This window comes from Hyphomonas sp., assembly GCF_041398385.1.
GTDB lineage: Bacteria > Pseudomonadota > Alphaproteobacteria > Caulobacterales > Hyphomonadaceae > Hyphomonas.
Genome location: NZ_JAWKUW010000001.1, coordinates 74,806 through 91,142, shown reverse-complemented (window position 1 = coordinate 91,142; position 16,337 = coordinate 74,806). Strand labels below are relative to the sequence as shown.

Here is a 16,337-nt window from a genome sequence, read left to right as displayed (position 1 = left end):
TTCATTGCATCGGCAGGTCCATGAAGCTCAGCGAGCGTTCCATGACGACTGTGCCGAGGTGTTCGCCGTAGAGGCGCAGGGCGTATTCGAACATTGGCGTGCCCATCTCGCCATAGGTGACGCCGCAATTGCCGGAGGCGCTGAGGCCGGCCTTCAGCATCAGGCCGCCCAGAACGCCGGTCGCTTCGCTTTTCTTTTCCTGAAGGGCCAGCAGCATCAGCTGCTTCATCTGCGCAACGTCCTCTTCGGAGGAATTGCGGATCATGCAGTTCGCGACCTGCTCGGAACGGGATTCGGCCATGGCAGGCGCGGCGGTGAGGAACACGGCAGCAGTGCCGAGGCAAAGGGTGCGGATCATCGGGGCTCTCCTGACAGGGGCTGAGGCCGCCAGAGCTAGGCGGCGAACATGTCAGGAATGCGATGGGATCAAGGCCGCCGCAGCGGCCCCGATGAAGATTGCGACAGGAAAGCGTGGCTTACTCGGCCGCGACCTGGGCCGGATTGAAGTCTTCCTTCCAGGCGGCCATTTCGGCGCGGTTGTCATGGTCCCACGGATGGAAGCCGGGCTTGAACCAGGACAGCCAGATTTTCCAGCCCTTGCCGAACAGGGACGGCTTCTTCCAGAGGAAGGCGTTGACCGCGCGCTGGGCCTCTTTCGTTTCATAGCCGTCGGCCTCGAGCAGTTTGACCGCATAGCCGGCGATGTTGTGGGTGAAGTGGCCGGTGATGATCAGCATGGAGAGGCTGCGGCGGAAGTAGCGCTTGAACGGCGGCCAGTCTTTCGTCACTTCGAGGAAGACGTCATAGGCAACGGCCTTGTGCTCGGTCTCTTCCATGGCGTGCCAGCGCCACAGGCGCTCCAGCGCCGGGTCCGTCTTGCTGAAGAGGCGGCCATAATCGGTGTGCATCTCCATCATCAGGTCGGCCATCATGGCGGTGAAATGCTCAAGGCAAATCGTGCCGATCAGCATGCGGAACGGGCCGCCATCGCGGGAGAAGGCAACCTTTTCGCGGATCGCGGCTTCGATCTCGTGCACCGGGTATTTCTGGCGGTCGATCTTGTTGTTCAGCAGGTGATGTTCGCGCGAATGGATGGCTTCCTGGGTGACAAAGTCCTTCACGTCCTGCGCCAGCTTGCCGGAGACCTCGTTCCGGTAGGCCTTTACCGAGTCCATGAACATGCGCTCGCCATCCGGGAAGGTCAGCGACAGGGCATTGAACACGGCCGTGGCGACCGGGTCGCCATCGAGCCAGGGGCCGTTGTCTGCAGCGGACATGTCGAAATGGAGATCGCGGGGGAGAATGGTGACGTCTTCGGGGGTGCGCTTGTTTGTCATGGGATTTCGTGCCTTGTGGGAGCTGGACGGTTACGATTTCAGAAGAGTTAGATAATACTACTGACAAAAATGTCAATAAGAAATAAACAAACACCCCGAATCCGCCGCTCGCCCGAGGAATCGCGCGCGAATATCCTGTCGGCTGCCGAGGCGCTGCTGCTGGAGCACGGGCCGCAATCCCTGCGGCTGGCGGACGTGGCGAAGGCGGCCGGCGTCGCCAATGCGACGGTGCTGCACCATTTCGGCTCCATCGGCGCCGTTCACACCGCCCTGATGGAGCGGATGATCGCGGACCTGGTCGACAGCCTCATGGCCATCGACATCCCGGCTGACGCACCGGTGGAGGCCCGCGCCGTGGGCCTGAAAACGCTGTTCGACGCGCTGGAAACACCCGGCGCCGCGCGCCTCGCGGCCTGGCTGGAACTGACGGACGAGACCAGCCGCCTGACCGTCGTGCGCGAGGCGGTGCAGGAAGTGGCGCAGAAGAAGATCGCCAGCGCCGGCGTACCGGAAGACCTCGCCGAAGACATGATCCTGCTCAGCGTCACGCTGGCGTTGGGCGTCGGCCTGTTCGGCCCGTCACTGGGCCGCCTGATCGGCAAGCCGGAGCGCCGGGCAAGGGAACTGACGCTTCAGATGCTGCTCGCGAATTTCGAGCGGCTGGCGGGGTGAGGGAATCAGCAAGACTTCTGAAAGTCTTGAAGCCAGTTTGCAAAAGTCTCTTCGGTGCCTCCGAACTCGTCTCGAAATTCGTGCTCAACTGAAATCTGCACTAGGTGTAGCATTCTACGATAGCGATGACCTGCAGCCTCTAGGTGCTTAATCGTGCCACTAGCATTTTCGAATCCTTCCGGGAACTCGAGTGCGTAATCCACTTCAGTGGTGACTTGGCGATACCGACTTAGTATTTCATCGAACGATGGCTCTACGATGTGTGAATGCGGTCGTTGGCGCAGCTTCATCAAATGAAGCCAGATTTCACAGAGCACCGAACATTTTGCTTCTGATTCACTAACCATGCCGAATGTGGTGAAGTCGTACTCAAGATCGATCAGCTTGAACGCGGCTCGGATTATTTCTGGTATTTTTCTCGCGAAGTCTCTGGAATCTTTTGCCCCATAAGACTTGAATGACTCATCAGACTTCACTTCGCTTCCAATAGCCGTTGATGCGAACGTATTCGTCATTACACGCACCATAATTTCTTCAGCTTTTGCGTGTCGGGTGACGACTGTTTCAATCCAATTCTTCTTATAGATTAGTATTTCGGCGGCTTTCAGTTTACGACCGAAGCCACCTCTGAGCTGCGTGTCGTTATGATGCTCCAAGCATAGAACCACCAGATTTTCCGGAGCATTGTTGCTGGGATTTTCGTCGATATGGTGAATCTGGATCGCTTTGCTCGGGTCTCGACACACACAGCAGGTGCGGTCCGCTTCGACCAAAATCTGCGCGCTTACATTATCAGGGATTGGGGTGCGGGACTTTTTCTCCAAGGTTACCCTCTCAACGCCTCAGCCGCCTTCTCCGCAAAATACGTAACAATCCCGCTCGCGCCGGCGCGTTTGAAGCACATCAGGCTTTCCATGATTACGCGGTCGCCGTCGATCCAGCCGTTCTGGGCGGCGGCCATGATCTGGGCGTATTCGCCGGAGACCTGGTAGGCGAGCGTCGGCACGCCGAAGGTCGAGGAGACGCGGTGCACAATGTCCAGATACGGAAGACCCGGTTTCACCATCACCATGTCGGCGCCCTCGGCGAGGTCGAGCGCAACCTCGCGCAGGGCCTCTTCGGCATTGGCGGGGTCCTGCTGGTAGGTCTTCTTGTCGCCCTGCAGCGACTTTGCCGAGCCGATGGCGTCGCGATAGGGGCCGTAAAAGCCGCTCGCATATTTCGCGGCGTAGGCAAGGATCATCATGTTCGTGAAGCCCTCTTCCTCGAAGGCCGAGCGGATCGCGCCGATGCGCCCGTCCATCATGTCCGACGGGGCGACAATGTCTGCGCCTGCACCGGCATGGACGAGGGCCTGCTGCACCAGCTTCTCGGTCGTCGCGTCGTTGGGGATGGTGCCGTCCGGATCGAGCAGGCCGTCATGGCCGTGGCTGGTATAGGCGTCGAGCGCGACATCGGTGATGAGGCCGACGCCGGGGGCGGCATCCTTCATCGCCCTGATCGCGCGCGGCACCAGCCCGTCCGGGTCGAGCGCGCCGGAGCCGGTCTCGTCTTTCCCCTCGGGGCCGATATAGGGGAACAGCGCGATGGCCGGGATGCCGAGGCTTTCGGCGCGCTTCGCGGCCTTCGCTGCTTCGCTGACGCTGAGGCGGTCGATGCCAGGCAGGCTGCCGACCGGCACGCGGCCTTCGCCGTCATGCAGGAAGACGGCCCAGACGAGATCGGCCGGGGTGAGCGCATGCTCGGCCACCAGGCCGCGGATCCAGGGAGACTGGCGCAGGCGGCGCATGCGCGTGGCGGGGAAGGATTGCGGAAACTTGGTCATGCGCCTGTGAGTGCGCCAAAATGCGGCCGGTTACAACCAGCCAATCTTGCGCATCATGAAACAGCGCTGCGACACATCGAGGCTGGCCGCCTGCACGCGTTCGAGGTCCAGCATCCAGTCGGCAAGTTCCCGCCGCTGCAACTCGCGGAAGCCGAGCCGGCGATAGAATGGCCCGTTCCATGGCACATCCCGGAAGGTCGAGAGGGTCACGCGCCGCATCTTGCGCCGGCGGGCGAGCTGGAACACCTGATGGATCAGGGCGGCGCCGAGGCCCCTGCGGCCATGGTCCGGGTGGACGCTGATCTGATCGAGGTACAGCGTGCCACCGCGGCGGGACACCAGCGAGAACCCGACGGCCGGGCCATCCGCGACGTGCGCCTTGAGCACGTCACCGACTGAAATGGCCTGTTCGAACACGACCGGGGGTACATGGTCGCCCAGCGCTTCGCTGGCAATCAGGCCTGTTGGCGCAAACAGCTGCCCCGCCGCGAGATCGACTTCGATCAGCGCAGTGATATCGTCCAGCATCGCGGGCGATATGGCGTATCCGTTGGGCGGTCGTTCCATTGACTTGAACGCTTACTCAGTAGATCAGGCGTGGCAACCTGTAAGATGTTACGAGGACGATAGGCTATGAGCGCCTTGTTTTCTGATGAACAATTGATGATCCGCGACATGGCGCGGAAGTTTGCGGAAGAAGAATTGCTGCCGCATTCGGAAAAATGGGATGAAACCAGCCATTTTCCGGTCGACGTGATCAGAAGTGCGGCAGAACTCGGCTTTGCGAGTATTTACGTCAAGGAAGATGTCGGCGGTGCTGGTCTTACCAGGACTGATGCGGCGCTGATCTTCGAGCAGCTGTCCTATGGCGATGTGTCCACCGCCGCCTTCCTGTCGATCCACAACATGGCGAGCTGGATGATCGATTCGTTCGGCTCTGACGCCCAGCGCGCCGAATGGCTGCCGAAGCTCACCACGATGGAGCTGATCGCCTCCTATTGCCTGACCGAGCCGGGCGCGGGCTCCGATGCTGCGAGCCTCAAGACCAAGGCCGTGCGCGATGGCGACGACTATGTCATCACCGGCACCAAGCAGTTCATCTCCGGCGCGGGCACCTCAGACATCTACGTCCTGATGGCCCGCACCTCCGAGGATGGCGCGAAGGGTGTATCCACCTTCATCATCCCGAAGGACACGCCGGGACTCTCGTTTGGCGCGAATGAGCGCAAGATGGGCTGGAAAAGCCAGCCGACGGCGCAGGTCATCCTGGACGGCGTGCGCATGCCAGCCGCGAACCGTGTCGGCGAAGAAGGCCACGGCTTCCGCTTCGCCATGGCCGGCCTTGATGGCGGACGGCTCAACATCGCCGCCTGCGCCCTTGGCGGGGCCCAGCTCGCGCTCGACAAGGCAATCGCCTATGCGAAGGAACGCCAGCAATTCGGCAAGTCCATAGCAGACTTCCAGGCAACCCAGTTCAAGATCGCCGACATGGAGACCGAGCTGCAGGCCGCCCGCGTGATGCTGTACGAGGCCGCCGGCCGGCTGGACGGCAAGACGCCGGATGCGACGCGCTGGTGCGCGATGGCGAAGCGCTTTGTCACGGATACGGCCTTCAAGGTGGCCAATGACGCCCTGCAGATTCATGGCGGCTACGGCTATCTTGCCGATTATGGCGTTGAGCGGATCGTCCGTGACCTGAGGGTCCACCAGATCCTCGAAGGCACGAACGAGATCATGCGCGTGATCATCAGCCGGGATTTGCTGAAGGGCTGAGCCTCAGGCCGCCACTGCACATTACAAAAAATTGTGCCCCGCTGCTGGTGCAAAGACGGTTTTTTGCCGTAGTTTCCTCGCTGTGGCTGGGGATGCGCTGATCTGACCGACAGTGCAGTGTCCACGAAACGCCACGAGGGGATCCGCAATGAAGGTGGTCCGCGCAATTCTTGCTACCGCAACAATCCTGGCATCCGGCGCCTGTGCCAGTACGCCGCCCAACCATAATGACAACATGATCATCCCCGGCGAACGGGTCGGCAATGTCGAGATCGGCATGTCGCTGTCAGCGCTTCTCGCGATGAACGGCGCACCGACGAAGACGATCCCGATTCCGGATACGCGGGCGACGACCTATTATTTCCCCGGCCTAATGGTGGCGGCGGATGAGAAGGTCTACTGGATCATCGCGCGCGATCCTCGCTTCCGCACATTGGATGGTGTCGGAACCGGCTCAGAGCAGATTTATGCCCGCGCCATCTATGGCAAGCCGAAATGCGTCGTCACGCGGGGCGATGTCACCCTCTACGATTACAGCAACATGTATTTCGAAGTCGACAATGCCAGCGGCAAGGTGAAACAGATCGGCGTCCAGCGCAGCACCAACACCTGCAGCGGCTGAACCGGGCACCAAAACCAATTGAATCCGCTGGCCGGATGCGGCAGCGTGCCCGCAGCAATGCGGGAGTGTGCGGATGCGGTGGTTTGCGGGACTGATTGTTGCGGTGCTGGCGCTGGCCTGGAGCGGGCCGGCCATGGCGGAAGATGACTGGGCCAGCGCGACCGATGGCCTGACCCGCAGCGAAGGCTTCCTGCCATTCTATGCCGACGCGAAGACGGCCCGCATTCTCGCGGCCTTTCCGAAGCCGGATGAAGACGGCCTGTCGCTGCGCGCGATCGCTGCGGCGGGTCTCACCGCCGGCCTCGGCTCCAACCCCATCGGGCTCGACCGGGGCCTGTTCGATGGCGGCTCGATCATCGCGTTCCGGCGCATCGGCGGCAAGCTGATCGCGGAGCAGGAGAACTGGACTTATCGCGCCAGCGCCGACAATCCGCTGGAGCGGAAGGCCGTGCGTGAATCCTTTGCGCGGTCTTTCCTCTGGGCGGGCGATGTCATCGCCGAGAATGCTGAGGGCAATCTGCTGGTCGACCTCTCCGGATTCCTGACGCGCGATGCGCTGGATGTCCGCGCGGCGCTGCGGGGCAATCCGCAGGGCGGGAATTTCTCGCTCGCGGACGACCGCACCATGCCGGACGCTTCCGCCGCGCTTGCCTTCCCGGACAATGTCGAGTTCGACGCCTTCCTCACGCTGACCAGCGACGAGCCGAAGCGCGAAGTACGCATGACCGCCGCCGAGGGGCGCGCGTTCACACTGGTGCAGCACATCTCGCTGGTGCGCCTGCCGGATGATGGCTACACGCCGCGCGCCTTCGATCCGCGCAGCGGCACGATTGACGTGCCGTTCTACGATTTCTCCGCCCCGCTTGGCGGGCAGGTTCAGCAGGCGGTGGCGCGGCGTTTCCGGCTGGAGAAGCAGGATCCGTCCGCGGCGTTCAGCCCTGCGAAGAAACCGCTCGTCTTCTATGTCGACTCGGGTGCGCCGCCGGAAATCCGCGATGCCCTGATCGAAGGCGCGTCGTGGTGGGCCGATGCTTTCGCGGCGGCAGGGTTTCCTGACTCCTATCGCGTCGAAGTCCTGCCCGAGGGCGCGCATCCGCTGGACGTGCGCTACAATGTCATTCAGTGGACGCACCGGCAGACGCGCGGCTGGTCGTATGGCGGTGGCGTATTCGATCCGCGCACGGGCGAAATGCTGAAGGCGAATGTCATCCTCGGCAGCCAGCGCGTGCGGCAGGACCGGATGATCTTCGAGGGCCTCGCCGGCACGTCGAAGACCGGCACGGGCGCTGCGGACGATCCGGTGGAAGTCTCGCTCGCGCGCATCCGCCAGCTGGCCGCGCATGAAGTCGGCCACACGCTCGGCTTTGCCCACAATTTCGCCGCCTCCACCAATGACCGCGCTTCGGTGATGGATTATCCGGCGCCCTATATCCATGTGGCGGATGACGGCACGCTCGACTTTTCTGATGCGTATGGCGTCGGCATCGGGGCCTGGGACAAGGTCGCCGCGACCTGGCTTTATGCTCAGTATCCGGATGGGGTAGACGAATCCGCGTCAGGCGACGCCGTGCTGCGCAAAGCCTATGCCAGCGGCCTGCGGTTTGTCGACGATGCCGAGGCGCGCGGCGTCAGCACCGGCCATCCCTATGGTGCCGTCTGGGACAATGGGGCTGACCCCATCGCAGCGCTGCGCGAAGCGATGAACGTGCGCAAGGTCGCGCTGGAGCGGTTTGGCATGGACGCCATCCGCCCCGGCGATAACACGTCCCGCCTGCGTTCGGTCATCGTGCCGGTCTATCTCTTTCATCGCTACCAGGTGGATGCGGCCGCGAAATCCATTGGCGGGTATGAATTCTACTATTCCCGTTCCGGCGATGGTGGCGACGTGGCCCGTGCTGTGCCGTCTGCCCGCCAGCGCGAGGCGTTCCGGGCGCTACAGGAAACGCTTGACCCTGCTGCGCTCGACCTTTCGAACGAGACGCTGTCGCTGCTCAATCCGCCGCTGGCCTCTTTCTTCGGAAGCGGTGGCGGGGAATATCTGGACGGCGACACCGGCGCGATGTTCGATCTGCTTTCGGCCGCCGATACCGCAGCCAGCATTACCTTCGCGGCGCTGTTCGATCCGGACCGGGCGGCGCGCCTGATCGAGACGCGCCGCCGCGACGAAAACGCCATGGAGTTCGACGAGCTTATGTGGGGGACGGAAGGCAAGCTGTCGGAACGGCCGCCGACCCAGCGCCAGCAGGCCATCCAGAGACGCCTGAAAGGGCGGTTCGTCTCGGCGCTGATCGCCCTTGCGGAAAATCCGGACGCATCGCCGGATGTGCGCGGGCGGGTCGATTATTATCTCGAAGGCCTGCCGGAACGCCTGAAGCCGCGCGGACGGGAACTGAACGAATTGTCGCTCTGGTCGGATCTCAAGCGCCGGATCGAGGCGCACCTTGCCCGCCCGGCGCCGGCGGCGGCGCCGCAGCATGAGGAAATGGAGACCCCGCCCGGCAGCCCGATCGGCGCCGGGGCGGGCGAGGATTGCTGGTTCTGCGACGTGGCGTTTGACCGCTGACGCTGGGGGATGCCCTTTCCCGATGTCGGTGTCTCGCCGTATGGTGATGCCAAATTCGGCGGAGGGCCAACGCCATGCAGCACTATTCACCGCAATCGGAGCTTGAGACGCATACCGTCTCGAACCAGCCGCAGCCATTCGGGGACGTGGACCTGTTCGCGACCGACAAGGCGCTGAAAGGCGCGGTGGCTGCGGCGGGCGGCGCGGTTCATGCGCCGCATCTCTCCGACTTCGGAAAGAAGTGCGGTGCCGTCGAAACCTATGACTGGTCGCGCCAGGCGCAGGACACGCTGCCGAAACTGAAGAGTTTTGACCGCTTCGGCCACCGGCTCGATGAGGTGGAATTCCATCCGGCCTATCACAATCTCATGTCGCTGGGGCTCGACCATGGCATTGCGGCCGGGGCGTGGAATGCGGATGAGGCGGGCCACGTGCTGCACGGCGCGATGATGATCCTGATGAGCCAGGCGGATCCCGGCGTAACGTGCCCGATGTCGATGACCTATGCCTGCGTGCCGGCCTTGGCGGCTGAGCCGGATGTCGCAGCGGCGTGGGTGCCGCGCGTGAAGGCTTCGACCTATGACGGCCGCTTCCTGCTGGCGCACCAGAAGAAAGGCGCCACGCTCGGCATGGCGATGACCGAGAAACAGGGTGGCAGCGATGTCCGCGCCAACACGACCCGCGCCGTGCCGGACGGGCAGGGCGCATATATCCTGACCGGGCACAAATGGTTCTGCTCGGCGCCGATGTCTGACGCCTTCCTCACGCTGGCGTATACGGACGAAGGGCTGACCTGCTTTCTCGTGCCGCGCTGGCGGCCGGACGGCACACGCAACGGCATCCACATCATGCGCCTCAAGGACAAGATGGGCGACAAGTCCAACGCCTCGTCCGAGATCGAATATCACGGCGCGTGGGCCGAGCGGGTCGGTGAAGAAGGCCGCGGCGTGCGTACCATCATCGATATGGTGCAGCATACGCGATACGACTGCATTCTCGGCTCGACCGGCGGCATGCGCGCCGCGCTGGTGCAGGCGCTCTGGCACACGTCCCAGCGGCGGGCCTTCCAGAAAACGCTGGTGGACCAGCCTGCCATGCGCGCGGTGCTCGCCGACCTCGTCATCGAGAGCGAGGCGGCCACAGCGCTCGCCATGCGCGTCGGGGCGAGCCTCGACAAGGGTGCACACGACGAGGACGAAGCTGCCTTCATGCGGCTGGCGACGCCGCTCGCCAAATACTGGATCTGCAAGCGCCAGCCGGGCTTCGTCTATGAAGCGCTCGAATGTCATGGAGGGGCAGGCTATGTGGAGGAAGGGCCGATGCCGCGCCTCTTCCGCCAGTCGCCGCTGAACGCGATCTGGGAAGGCAGCGGAAACGTCATCGCGCTCGATGTGCTACGCGCGCTTTCCCGCGAGCCGGACAGTCTTGAAGCCGTGCAGGCGGAACTCAGGAAGCCGCTTGGCCGCCACGCCGCCTATGACAGGCATCTGGGCCGCCTGATGGCGTATTTCACGCCAGGCCATCTGCATGAAGGCACGGCGCGCGGCTTTGCCCGCGATGCCGCGCTCGCGCTGCAAGGTGCGGCGCTGCATGCCTACGCCCCCGACTTCGTGTTCGAGGCTTTCTGCGCCCAGCGCCTCGACCCGGACCGCAACGGCCTGCTTTATGGCGACGTTGCGAAAGACGTGGACCAGGCGCGGCTGGTCCAGCGGGCGATGCCGGTCGCGTAAGGGCAGGCATTTCCGGCAGCCGGCAAACCGGCTAGGATGGCGCCAACAAGACCGGCCACAGCCGGCATGCGGAGGAACGCCAGATGCATATCGAGACATTGCCCGGCGTCGGTGCCGAAATCACCGGCGTCGACCTGAAACACCTGTCGGCGGATGAGTTTGCGACCATCCGCCAGGCCTATGCCGATCATGGCGTCATCTTCTTCCGCGATCAGGATTTATCCGAAGCGGATCACATCGCCTTTGCCGAACGCTGGGCGCCGATCAATGTGAACCGCTTTTTCGCGGCGCATCCGGACCATCCCCAGATCGCACTCGTTGCGAAGGAGAAAGAACAGAAGGACAATATCGGAGGCGGTTGGCACACGGACCATTCCTATGATGTCGAGCCGGCGATGGGGTCCATACTGGTCGCGCGGGAACTGCCGGAGAGTGGCGGCGATACGATGTTCGCGTCCATGTACCGCGCCTATGAAACGCTGGATGATGCCACGAAGAAAGAGATCGAGGGGCTGAGCGCGGTGCACTCCGCAAAGCACATCTTCGGCTCCGGTGCGGGCACCTACTACAATACGACTGACGCTGGCGGAAACCGGATCGGCAATACGTCGGCGGCAGATGTCCTGGCCGACGTGACGCATCCTCTCGTGATCACGCATCCCCTGAGCGGGAAGAAAGCGCTGTATGTGAACCCGGCCTTCACCGTCAAGGTTGTTGGCAGGACGGACGAGCAATCGAAAGACCTGCTCTCGCGGCTCTATGCTCACGCGATGTCCAGGGAGTTCGCCTACCGCTTCCAGTGGCGGCCGGGATCGGTGGCGTTCTGGGACAATCGCTCCACCTGGCACTGGGCCCTGAACGACTATCACGGTCAGCGCCGCATCATGCACCGCATCACGCTGGAAGGCTGTGCGCTGAACTGAGTGCGAAAGCTCAGATAAACTCGACGCCGATCTCGCCGCCATATTCCCAGCGGCGGAAGCAGACCTTCGGCGTCTTGAACAGCTCTGTCTTCATGATGAATTGTTCCGGCAGCTCCACGCCTTCCGGAATGACGAGCCGCGCGCCGCCCGGCGACACGTCTCGGATGTCGCAGTCGACCGATTTGAACCAGCCCAGCTTGATCCGGCCCACGGCGTCTTCCGTTGGCCGGCGGCCTCCGCGACGATTCATGAGTTTGACCGGCTGTGGCTTGCTCATGGTGCCCTCCCGCTTTCCCTGCCGGCTTCAACATGCCAGAATCAGATTAACAGGCGCCGGGCGCAAAAGATGAAATTTGAGAGATTCAAGGGGCTTTGATGACAGACGATGTATCGATCCGGGTCGAAGGTGGCGTCGGCCGTATCACGCTGACACGGCCGTCCGCGCTGCATGCGCTGAACACGCCGATGTGTGCCGCGATCCTGGAGGCGCTGGGCGCATGGGCGGGCGACGCGAACGTCTACCTCGCCATGATCGACCACGAAGCCGGCACGCGCGGATTCTGCGCGGGGGGCGACATCCGCATGCTGGCGACCAGCGGCGCGGGCGACGCCAGTGAGGCGCGCCAGTTCTTCGCCACCGAATACCGGATGAATGTCGCGCTGGATGAATTCCCCAAGCCGGTTCTTGCCATCATGGATGGTGTTACCATGGGCGGCGGCGTCGGCCTTTCCGTTCACGGATCGCACCGGGTTGCGACCGAGCGCACCTTGTTCGCCATGCCGGAAACCGGCATCGGCCTCTTTCCGGATGTCGGCGGCGGCTGGTTCCTGCCGCGGCTCAGCGGAGAACTCGGCACCTGGCTCGCCATGACCGGCGACAGGCTGAAGGGCGTCGATGTTGCCGCCGCGCGCGTGGCGACGCATTTCCTGCCCTCGGAACTCGTGCCCAACCTCGTCAAGCAGATCCAGTCAGCGGACTTCTCCATTAGTGCGGCGGAGATGCTGAATGAAATCCTCCGCTCGCTGACGCATTCGATTCCGGCCGGCAGTTTCGAGGCGCACCGGGCGATCATCAATGCCTGCTTCGTATTCGACACAGCGGAAGAAATCGTCGCGGCCCTGGAAGCCGATGGCAGTGAATGGGCGCTGAAACAGGTTGAGACGCTGCGCACGAAATCGCCGGAAACCATCAAGGTGGCCCTGAGACAGCTACGCGAAGGACGCAAGCTGCGCACGTTCCGCGAGAACATGCAGATGGAGTTTCGCATCGGTTGGCGCAAGGTGCAGAGCCATGACTTCCAGGAAGGCGTGCGCGCGGTGATCGTGGACAAGGACAATGCGCCCGCCTGGTCGCCGTCGACGCTGGAAGACGTGACGGAAGACATGGTCACGAAATATTTTGAACCTTTGGGCGATAAAGACCTGACATTCGACTGAAGGCTTCGGGGGTGAGGGCATGAAGGGCATAGTTGTGCGGGCGGTTCTTGCGGGCGATGCAGGCGAGATCCGTGGGACGGACGGCAAGATATACCTGTTCGGCCTCAACCAGGTGCGCCACGGCGCCGTGCCCGTGGTCGGCCAGCAGGTGGACTTTATCGGCCTCGGCGATGAGGCGCGCGACATCCACGTCGATGCCGTGCCGCCTGAAGCGCCGCCCATGCCTGCGCCGGCCGGCATTCCCGTGCGGCCGGTCAGCCCGCAGACGATCCGCCCGCCGCTACAGCCCTCGGCCGCTTATGGCGCAGCATCGGCCGTGGAAGTGCCCGCGGGCAGCCTGTGGACGTACTTCCTGGAAGGGCTGACCACGAAATATGTCAGGTTCACCGGCCGCGCGCGCCGGGCGGAATACTGGGGCTACACCATGTTCTGGTGGATCGGCACCGTACTGGCCGCCGTGCTCGATGTAATCATCCTCGGGATAACGACGCCGTCAGGCGGCGAACCGTTCTGGTTGTTCTTCCTGTCCGTCCTCTGGCATCTTGGCACCGTCCTTCCGAATATCGCCATTGTCGTGCGGCGCCTGCACGACCTGAACATGAGCGGCTGGGTGTACCTTGCCAAGCTGGGCGACTTTTTCATCCCGTTCCTGGGCACGGGGATCATCTTCATCTTTACACTGATGGACAGCAAGCCCGAGGCGAACGAACACGGCCCCAGCCCGAAATACGACCAGCCGGAAGACTCTGCCGCCGTCTTTTCGTGAATCGAAAGTAAATTCGTTACGTGAAAGTAACGGTAAATGTATTCCTTCGAATATTAACGAAGATACTTGCAAGCGCCATCATGCTTATCAGTTTATTAGTACTGCTCGTGTAGTTCTATTCAAACTACAACGAAAGTTGAGTGGTGGTGAAAATGATGATTGCTGAAATGCAGGAAACTGCAGAACTGAGCGTGGGTGAGTCTTTCCTTCAGTCGCTCTCCCTTCTTGAACAGGCCCATCGCCGTCTTCATGACGTCGTGAAAGATGACCTTGAGCGCGGTGGCGAGCGGTCCCTGACGGGTGTTCAGGCACTGCTGCTCTATGAGATTGGAGAAGACGAAGCCCCGGCTTCCGTGCTGCGTGCCCGCGGCGCCTTTGCCGGAACCAGCCTGTCGTACAACGTCAAGAAGCTGCAGGAAGGTGGTTACCTTACCCAGACGCGTTCGGAAGACGACAAGCGCACCGTGACCCTGCGCCTGACCGAGCGTGGCAAGAAGGTCCGCAACCGCGTTGCCAAGCTGTTCGAAAAGCAGGCGACCGCCCTCGAGCCGACTGCCAGCGTTCGCCCGGACGACCTGTCGCAGCTCAACAAGACCATTTCGCGCCTTGAGCGCTTCTGGTCCGACCAGATCCGGTTCCGCCTCTAAGAGCGGACAGAAACAAAAAATATCGAAACCTCCTGGGAGCCCCCCGCCACTTCGGCGGGGGCTTTTTTTTGTTTCGGGATTTGGGGCGCGTCTCGAATTTTCCCGCTTCCGCGATCATGACTCCGCCGCTAGGTTGCGGGACATGAGGGGCATCTGGATATTCATTCTGGCGGGCGCGAGCGCAGCCGGCACGGCGCAAGCCGGGCCATGGGCGCAGCCGCCGGGGCACATCTATGTCCGCTCGCTGGTATCCGCCGAACGCCTCAACCAGGCGGATGGCTGGCGCGGCGATCTTTATGCCGAGTACGGAGCAAGGTCGCGCTGGTCGCTCAGCGGCAAGCTTGAGGCCGTTCGCTATGATGGAGAAAGCAGTGGCGACCGGGAGTCCTATCGCGTCGGGCTGCGCAGGGAGCTGTGGTCCGGTGCGTCCGGCTGGTCGATCGGGGCGGAGCTGGCAGCGCTCAACGGCAGTGCCCTTGCCGGCCTGCGCGGATGCAATGGCTGGGGTGGCGAAGCGCGCCTGTCCGCCGGGCGCAGCGGGCTCAACAAGGGGCGGCCGTACTATATCTTCGCCGATGTCGCTGCGATCTCACATGATGATGGCTGCACGCGCCAGCGGCTTGACCTCGGCTTCGGCACGGATATCGGCCGGCGCTTTTTCACCATGCAGCAGCTCTGGATCGAAAACGGAAACTACACCGCCGACTCGGTGAAGATCGACACGCAGTACGGATACCACTTCCGCGCCTTCGACCTCTCGATCGGCTATCGCCACGAGCTGGGCGGCGAGTTCAAGGAACACGCCGTGCTGGCTGGCATCACCGTGCGAAAATAAACCTGTTCCTGAAATGCATCAGGGCGCAGTCCCCGGCCCGCGTTGCGGCTCCGGCTCCTGCGCCCCTCAGGGAGGATTTTGTGGGCCAGGCTTATTCCGGCGTGTAGCCCGTCTCAACCATCAGGTAAGCGATGACGCCGGCGCGGTCGGCCGGGTTCCGGACGCCTGCGAAGGACATACGGTTGCCCGGAATGTCTTTCGCCGGGTTCTCGAGATAGGTTTCGAGCTCTTCGCCGCTCCACACGATGCCGGAATTCTTCATCGCGTCGGAATAGGCAAAGCCCTCTTTCGAGCCGGCGGTGCGGCCGAACACGCCGTGCAGGTTCGGGCCGACGAGGTTGCCGGCGCCTTCGGCCACAGTGTGGCAGGACTGGCAGAGTTTGAACGTGCGCTTGCCGCGGTTATAGTCGGCCGTGTTGTACGGGGCCGGCAGCGCGGCGAACGGGCTGTCGGTCGCTTCGGCAGCAGCCTCGACAACGGCAGGCGTTTCCGCGGGCTCGGCAGCGGCTTCCTCGGCCGGGGCAGCTTCTTCAGCCGGCGCGGCTTCAGGCGTCACTTCCGGAGCCGGTTCAGCGGCCGGCTCTGCCGGGGTTTCCACGGCCGGCTCGCTCGCGGCGGGCGCCGGGGCTGGCGTGGTTTCTTTCGGGCCGCCGCATGCCGCGAGGGCCAGGCTAAGGGCCACCATTGAGGCGGAAATCATAGAAATGCGCATAAAATCAAGGCTCCGAGCTGATGTTCGCGCGCCATTCTGGCGCGCCACGCCGTGCTTGGCAAATCGGGCATGCGTGGAGCGGCGTGGTGTGGAAACACAATTAAAAACAAGGACTTGGTATATTAGAATAAGGTGAAACCCCTAGGGGCGTCTATTCTTATGGCCTTGTAATGTTTCGATAATTGGCTTTTTGACGCAGGGCCGCGCCTTATTGCCCAGGCATGCGGGCGGCCTGCGCCTCGATCTCCACGCGCCAGCCGGGCCGGATGAGGGCAGAGACCTCGACCACCGCGCGGGCGGGCTTGTTCGGCTGTTCGGGCGTTGGGAAGAATCCCGAAATAGCCGGCCATGAAGCCCGCAAAATCGAGCCGTCCGCCCGGCACTGGCTCGCATCGGCGACCAGACCGAAAGCCTGCATTGCGGCGAAGGCACCTGAAACCCTCGCTAACCGCCCGAAATGCCCGAAATGCCCGAAATTATTGATAACTTCGCGTC

17 protein-coding genes and 1 pseudogene are annotated in these 16,337 nt (G+C 62.7%); 10 read left to right on the top strand and 8 right to left on the bottom strand.

The window, feature by feature from the left end:
- Position 1: 1 nt before the first annotated feature.
- Positions 2-358, bottom strand: coding sequence for a hypothetical protein (locus tag R3C13_RS00460; RefSeq protein WP_371308819.1), 357 nt, complete (start codon positions 356-358; stop codon positions 2-4).
- A 118-nt stretch (positions 359-476) separates the two neighbouring features.
- Positions 477-1,337: a metal-dependent hydrolase gene (locus R3C13_RS00455; RefSeq protein ID WP_371308818.1), complete on the bottom strand. Its 861-nt coding sequence runs from the start codon at positions 1,335-1,337 to the stop codon at positions 477-479.
- 69 nt (positions 1,338-1,406) lie between these two features.
- Here R3C13_RS00455 and R3C13_RS00450 point away from each other — a divergent pair, with 69 nt between their 5' ends.
- Positions 1,407-2,009, top strand: a complete 603-nt coding sequence (locus R3C13_RS00450) for a TetR/AcrR family transcriptional regulator (RefSeq protein WP_371308817.1) — start codon at positions 1,407-1,409, stop codon at positions 2,007-2,009.
- Positions 2,010-2,014: 5 nt separating this feature from the next.
- Here R3C13_RS00450 and R3C13_RS00445 read toward each other — a convergent pair whose 3' ends face one another.
- From R3C13_RS00445 to R3C13_RS00435, 3 genes are read right to left on the bottom strand one after another with little or no spacing between them, the layout of a single operon-like run.
- Positions 2,015-2,833 (bottom strand): HNH endonuclease signature motif containing protein, encoded by an 819-nt coding sequence (locus tag R3C13_RS00445; protein WP_371308816.1) that lies wholly within the window; start codon positions 2,831-2,833, stop codon positions 2,015-2,017.
- Between the two features lie 2 nt (positions 2,834-2,835).
- Positions 2,836-3,834 (bottom strand): porphobilinogen synthase, encoded by a 999-nt coding sequence (gene hemB / locus R3C13_RS00440; protein ID WP_371308815.1) that lies wholly within the window; start codon positions 3,832-3,834, stop codon positions 2,836-2,838.
- Between the two features lie 30 nt (positions 3,835-3,864).
- Entirely contained in the window at positions 3,865-4,401 is a 537-nt protein-coding gene (locus R3C13_RS00435) for a GNAT family N-acetyltransferase (protein ID WP_371308814.1), read from the bottom strand.
- Positions 4,402-4,467: 66 nt separating this feature from the next.
- On the opposite strand from R3C13_RS00435, the gene R3C13_RS00430 reads away from it, so the two are divergent.
- From R3C13_RS00430 to R3C13_RS00410, 5 genes are all read left to right on the top strand, one after another.
- Complete coding sequence (locus R3C13_RS00430) at positions 4,468-5,607, top strand: acyl-CoA dehydrogenase family protein (protein ID WP_371308813.1); 1,140 nt, start codon at positions 4,468-4,470, stop codon at positions 5,605-5,607.
- A 235-nt stretch (positions 5,608-5,842) separates the two neighbouring features.
- Positions 5,843-6,229, top strand: a complete 387-nt coding sequence (locus R3C13_RS00425; RefSeq protein ID WP_371308812.1) for a hypothetical protein — start codon at positions 5,843-5,845, stop codon at positions 6,227-6,229.
- A 73-nt stretch (positions 6,230-6,302) separates the two neighbouring features.
- Positions 6,303-8,792 carry a zinc-dependent metalloprotease gene (locus R3C13_RS00420; protein WP_371308811.1) on the top strand — a complete coding sequence of 830 codons (2,490 nt, stop codon included), beginning with the start codon at positions 6,303-6,305 and terminating at the stop codon, positions 8,790-8,792.
- Positions 8,793-8,866: 74 nt separating this feature from the next.
- A complete protein-coding gene (locus R3C13_RS00415) occupies positions 8,867-10,522 on the top strand; it encodes an acyl-CoA dehydrogenase family protein (protein ID WP_371308810.1) in 1,656 nt (551 codons plus the stop codon).
- 83 nt (positions 10,523-10,605) lie between these two features.
- Entirely contained in the window at positions 10,606-11,445 is an 840-nt protein-coding gene (locus R3C13_RS00410) for a TauD/TfdA dioxygenase family protein (protein ID WP_371308809.1), read from the top strand.
- Positions 11,446-11,455: 10 nt separating this feature from the next.
- Here R3C13_RS00410 and R3C13_RS00405 read toward each other — a convergent pair whose 3' ends face one another.
- Positions 11,456-11,722 carry a hypothetical protein gene (locus R3C13_RS00405; protein WP_371308808.1) on the bottom strand — a complete coding sequence of 89 codons (267 nt, stop codon included), beginning with the start codon at positions 11,720-11,722 and terminating at the stop codon, positions 11,456-11,458.
- Positions 11,723-11,820: 98 nt separating this feature from the next.
- Between R3C13_RS00405 and R3C13_RS00400 the strand changes: the two genes are divergently transcribed.
- The 4 genes from R3C13_RS00400 to R3C13_RS00385 all read left to right on the top strand — a co-directional run bounded on the left by R3C13_RS00400 (position 11,821) and on the right by R3C13_RS00385 (position 15,130).
- On the top strand, positions 11,821-12,882 hold the full coding sequence (locus tag R3C13_RS00400; RefSeq protein ID WP_371308807.1) for an enoyl-CoA hydratase/isomerase family protein: 1,062 nt from the start codon (positions 11,821-11,823) through the stop codon (positions 12,880-12,882).
- Between the two features lie 19 nt (positions 12,883-12,901).
- Positions 12,902-13,648 (top strand): DUF805 domain-containing protein, encoded by a 747-nt coding sequence (locus R3C13_RS00395; RefSeq protein ID WP_371308806.1) that lies wholly within the window; start codon positions 12,902-12,904, stop codon positions 13,646-13,648.
- A gap of 152 nt (positions 13,649-13,800) precedes the next feature.
- A complete protein-coding gene (locus R3C13_RS00390) occupies positions 13,801-14,295 on the top strand; it encodes a MarR family winged helix-turn-helix transcriptional regulator (RefSeq protein WP_371308805.1) in 495 nt (164 codons plus the stop codon).
- Between the two features lie 142 nt (positions 14,296-14,437).
- Positions 14,438-15,130 carry a hypothetical protein gene (locus tag R3C13_RS00385; protein ID WP_371308804.1) on the top strand — a complete coding sequence of 231 codons (693 nt, stop codon included), beginning with the start codon at positions 14,438-14,440 and terminating at the stop codon, positions 15,128-15,130.
- A 91-nt stretch (positions 15,131-15,221) separates the two neighbouring features.
- Here R3C13_RS00385 and R3C13_RS00380 read toward each other — a convergent pair whose 3' ends face one another.
- Positions 15,222-15,815: a cytochrome c family protein gene (locus R3C13_RS00380; RefSeq protein WP_371308803.1), complete on the bottom strand. Its 594-nt coding sequence runs from the start codon at positions 15,813-15,815 to the stop codon at positions 15,222-15,224.
- 235 nt (positions 15,816-16,050) lie between these two features.
- A pseudogene (locus tag R3C13_RS00375) lies at positions 16,051-16,219 on the bottom strand (Rid family hydrolase); the annotation flags it as partial.
- Between the last annotated feature and the right edge of the window lie 118 nt (positions 16,220-16,337).

Coding starts and splice junctions, on each gene's coding strand:
- hemB (WP_371308815.1), bottom strand. CDS start 3,834: ATGACCAAGTTTCCGCAATCCTTCCCCGCCACGCGCATGCGCCGCCTG.
- R3C13_RS00415 (WP_371308810.1), top strand. CDS start 8,867: ATGCAGCACTATTCACCGCAATCGGAGCTTGAGACGCATACCGTCTCG.
- R3C13_RS00425 (WP_371308812.1), top strand. CDS start 5,843: ATGATCATCCCCGGCGAACGGGTCGGCAATGTCGAGATCGGCATGTCG.
- R3C13_RS00420 (WP_371308811.1), top strand. CDS start 6,303: ATGCGGTGGTTTGCGGGACTGATTGTTGCGGTGCTGGCGCTGGCCTGG.
- R3C13_RS00435 (WP_371308814.1), bottom strand. CDS start 4,401: ATGGAACGACCGCCCAACGGATACGCCATATCGCCCGCGATGCTGGAC.
- R3C13_RS00460 (WP_371308819.1), bottom strand. CDS start 358: ATGATCCGCACCCTTTGCCTCGGCACTGCTGCCGTGTTCCTCACCGCC.
- R3C13_RS00410 (WP_371308809.1), top strand. CDS start 10,606: ATGCATATCGAGACATTGCCCGGCGTCGGTGCCGAAATCACCGGCGTC.
- R3C13_RS00450 (WP_371308817.1), top strand. CDS start 1,407: ATGTCAATAAGAAATAAACAAACACCCCGAATCCGCCGCTCGCCCGAG.
- R3C13_RS00430 (WP_371308813.1), top strand. CDS start 4,468: ATGAGCGCCTTGTTTTCTGATGAACAATTGATGATCCGCGACATGGCG.
- R3C13_RS00405 (WP_371308808.1), bottom strand. CDS start 11,722: ATGAGCAAGCCACAGCCGGTCAAACTCATGAATCGTCGCGGAGGCCGC.
- R3C13_RS00400 (WP_371308807.1), top strand. CDS start 11,821: ATGACAGACGATGTATCGATCCGGGTCGAAGGTGGCGTCGGCCGTATC.
- R3C13_RS00380 (WP_371308803.1), bottom strand. CDS start 15,815: ATGGTGGCCCTTAGCCTGGCCCTCGCGGCATGCGGCGGCCCGAAAGAA.
- R3C13_RS00390 (WP_371308805.1), top strand. CDS start 13,801: ATGATGATTGCTGAAATGCAGGAAACTGCAGAACTGAGCGTGGGTGAG.
- R3C13_RS00395 (WP_371308806.1), top strand. CDS start 12,902: ATGAAGGGCATAGTTGTGCGGGCGGTTCTTGCGGGCGATGCAGGCGAG.
- R3C13_RS00455 (WP_371308818.1), bottom strand. CDS start 1,337: ATGACAAACAAGCGCACCCCCGAAGACGTCACCATTCTCCCCCGCGAT.
- R3C13_RS00385 (WP_371308804.1), top strand. CDS start 14,438: ATGAGGGGCATCTGGATATTCATTCTGGCGGGCGCGAGCGCAGCCGGC.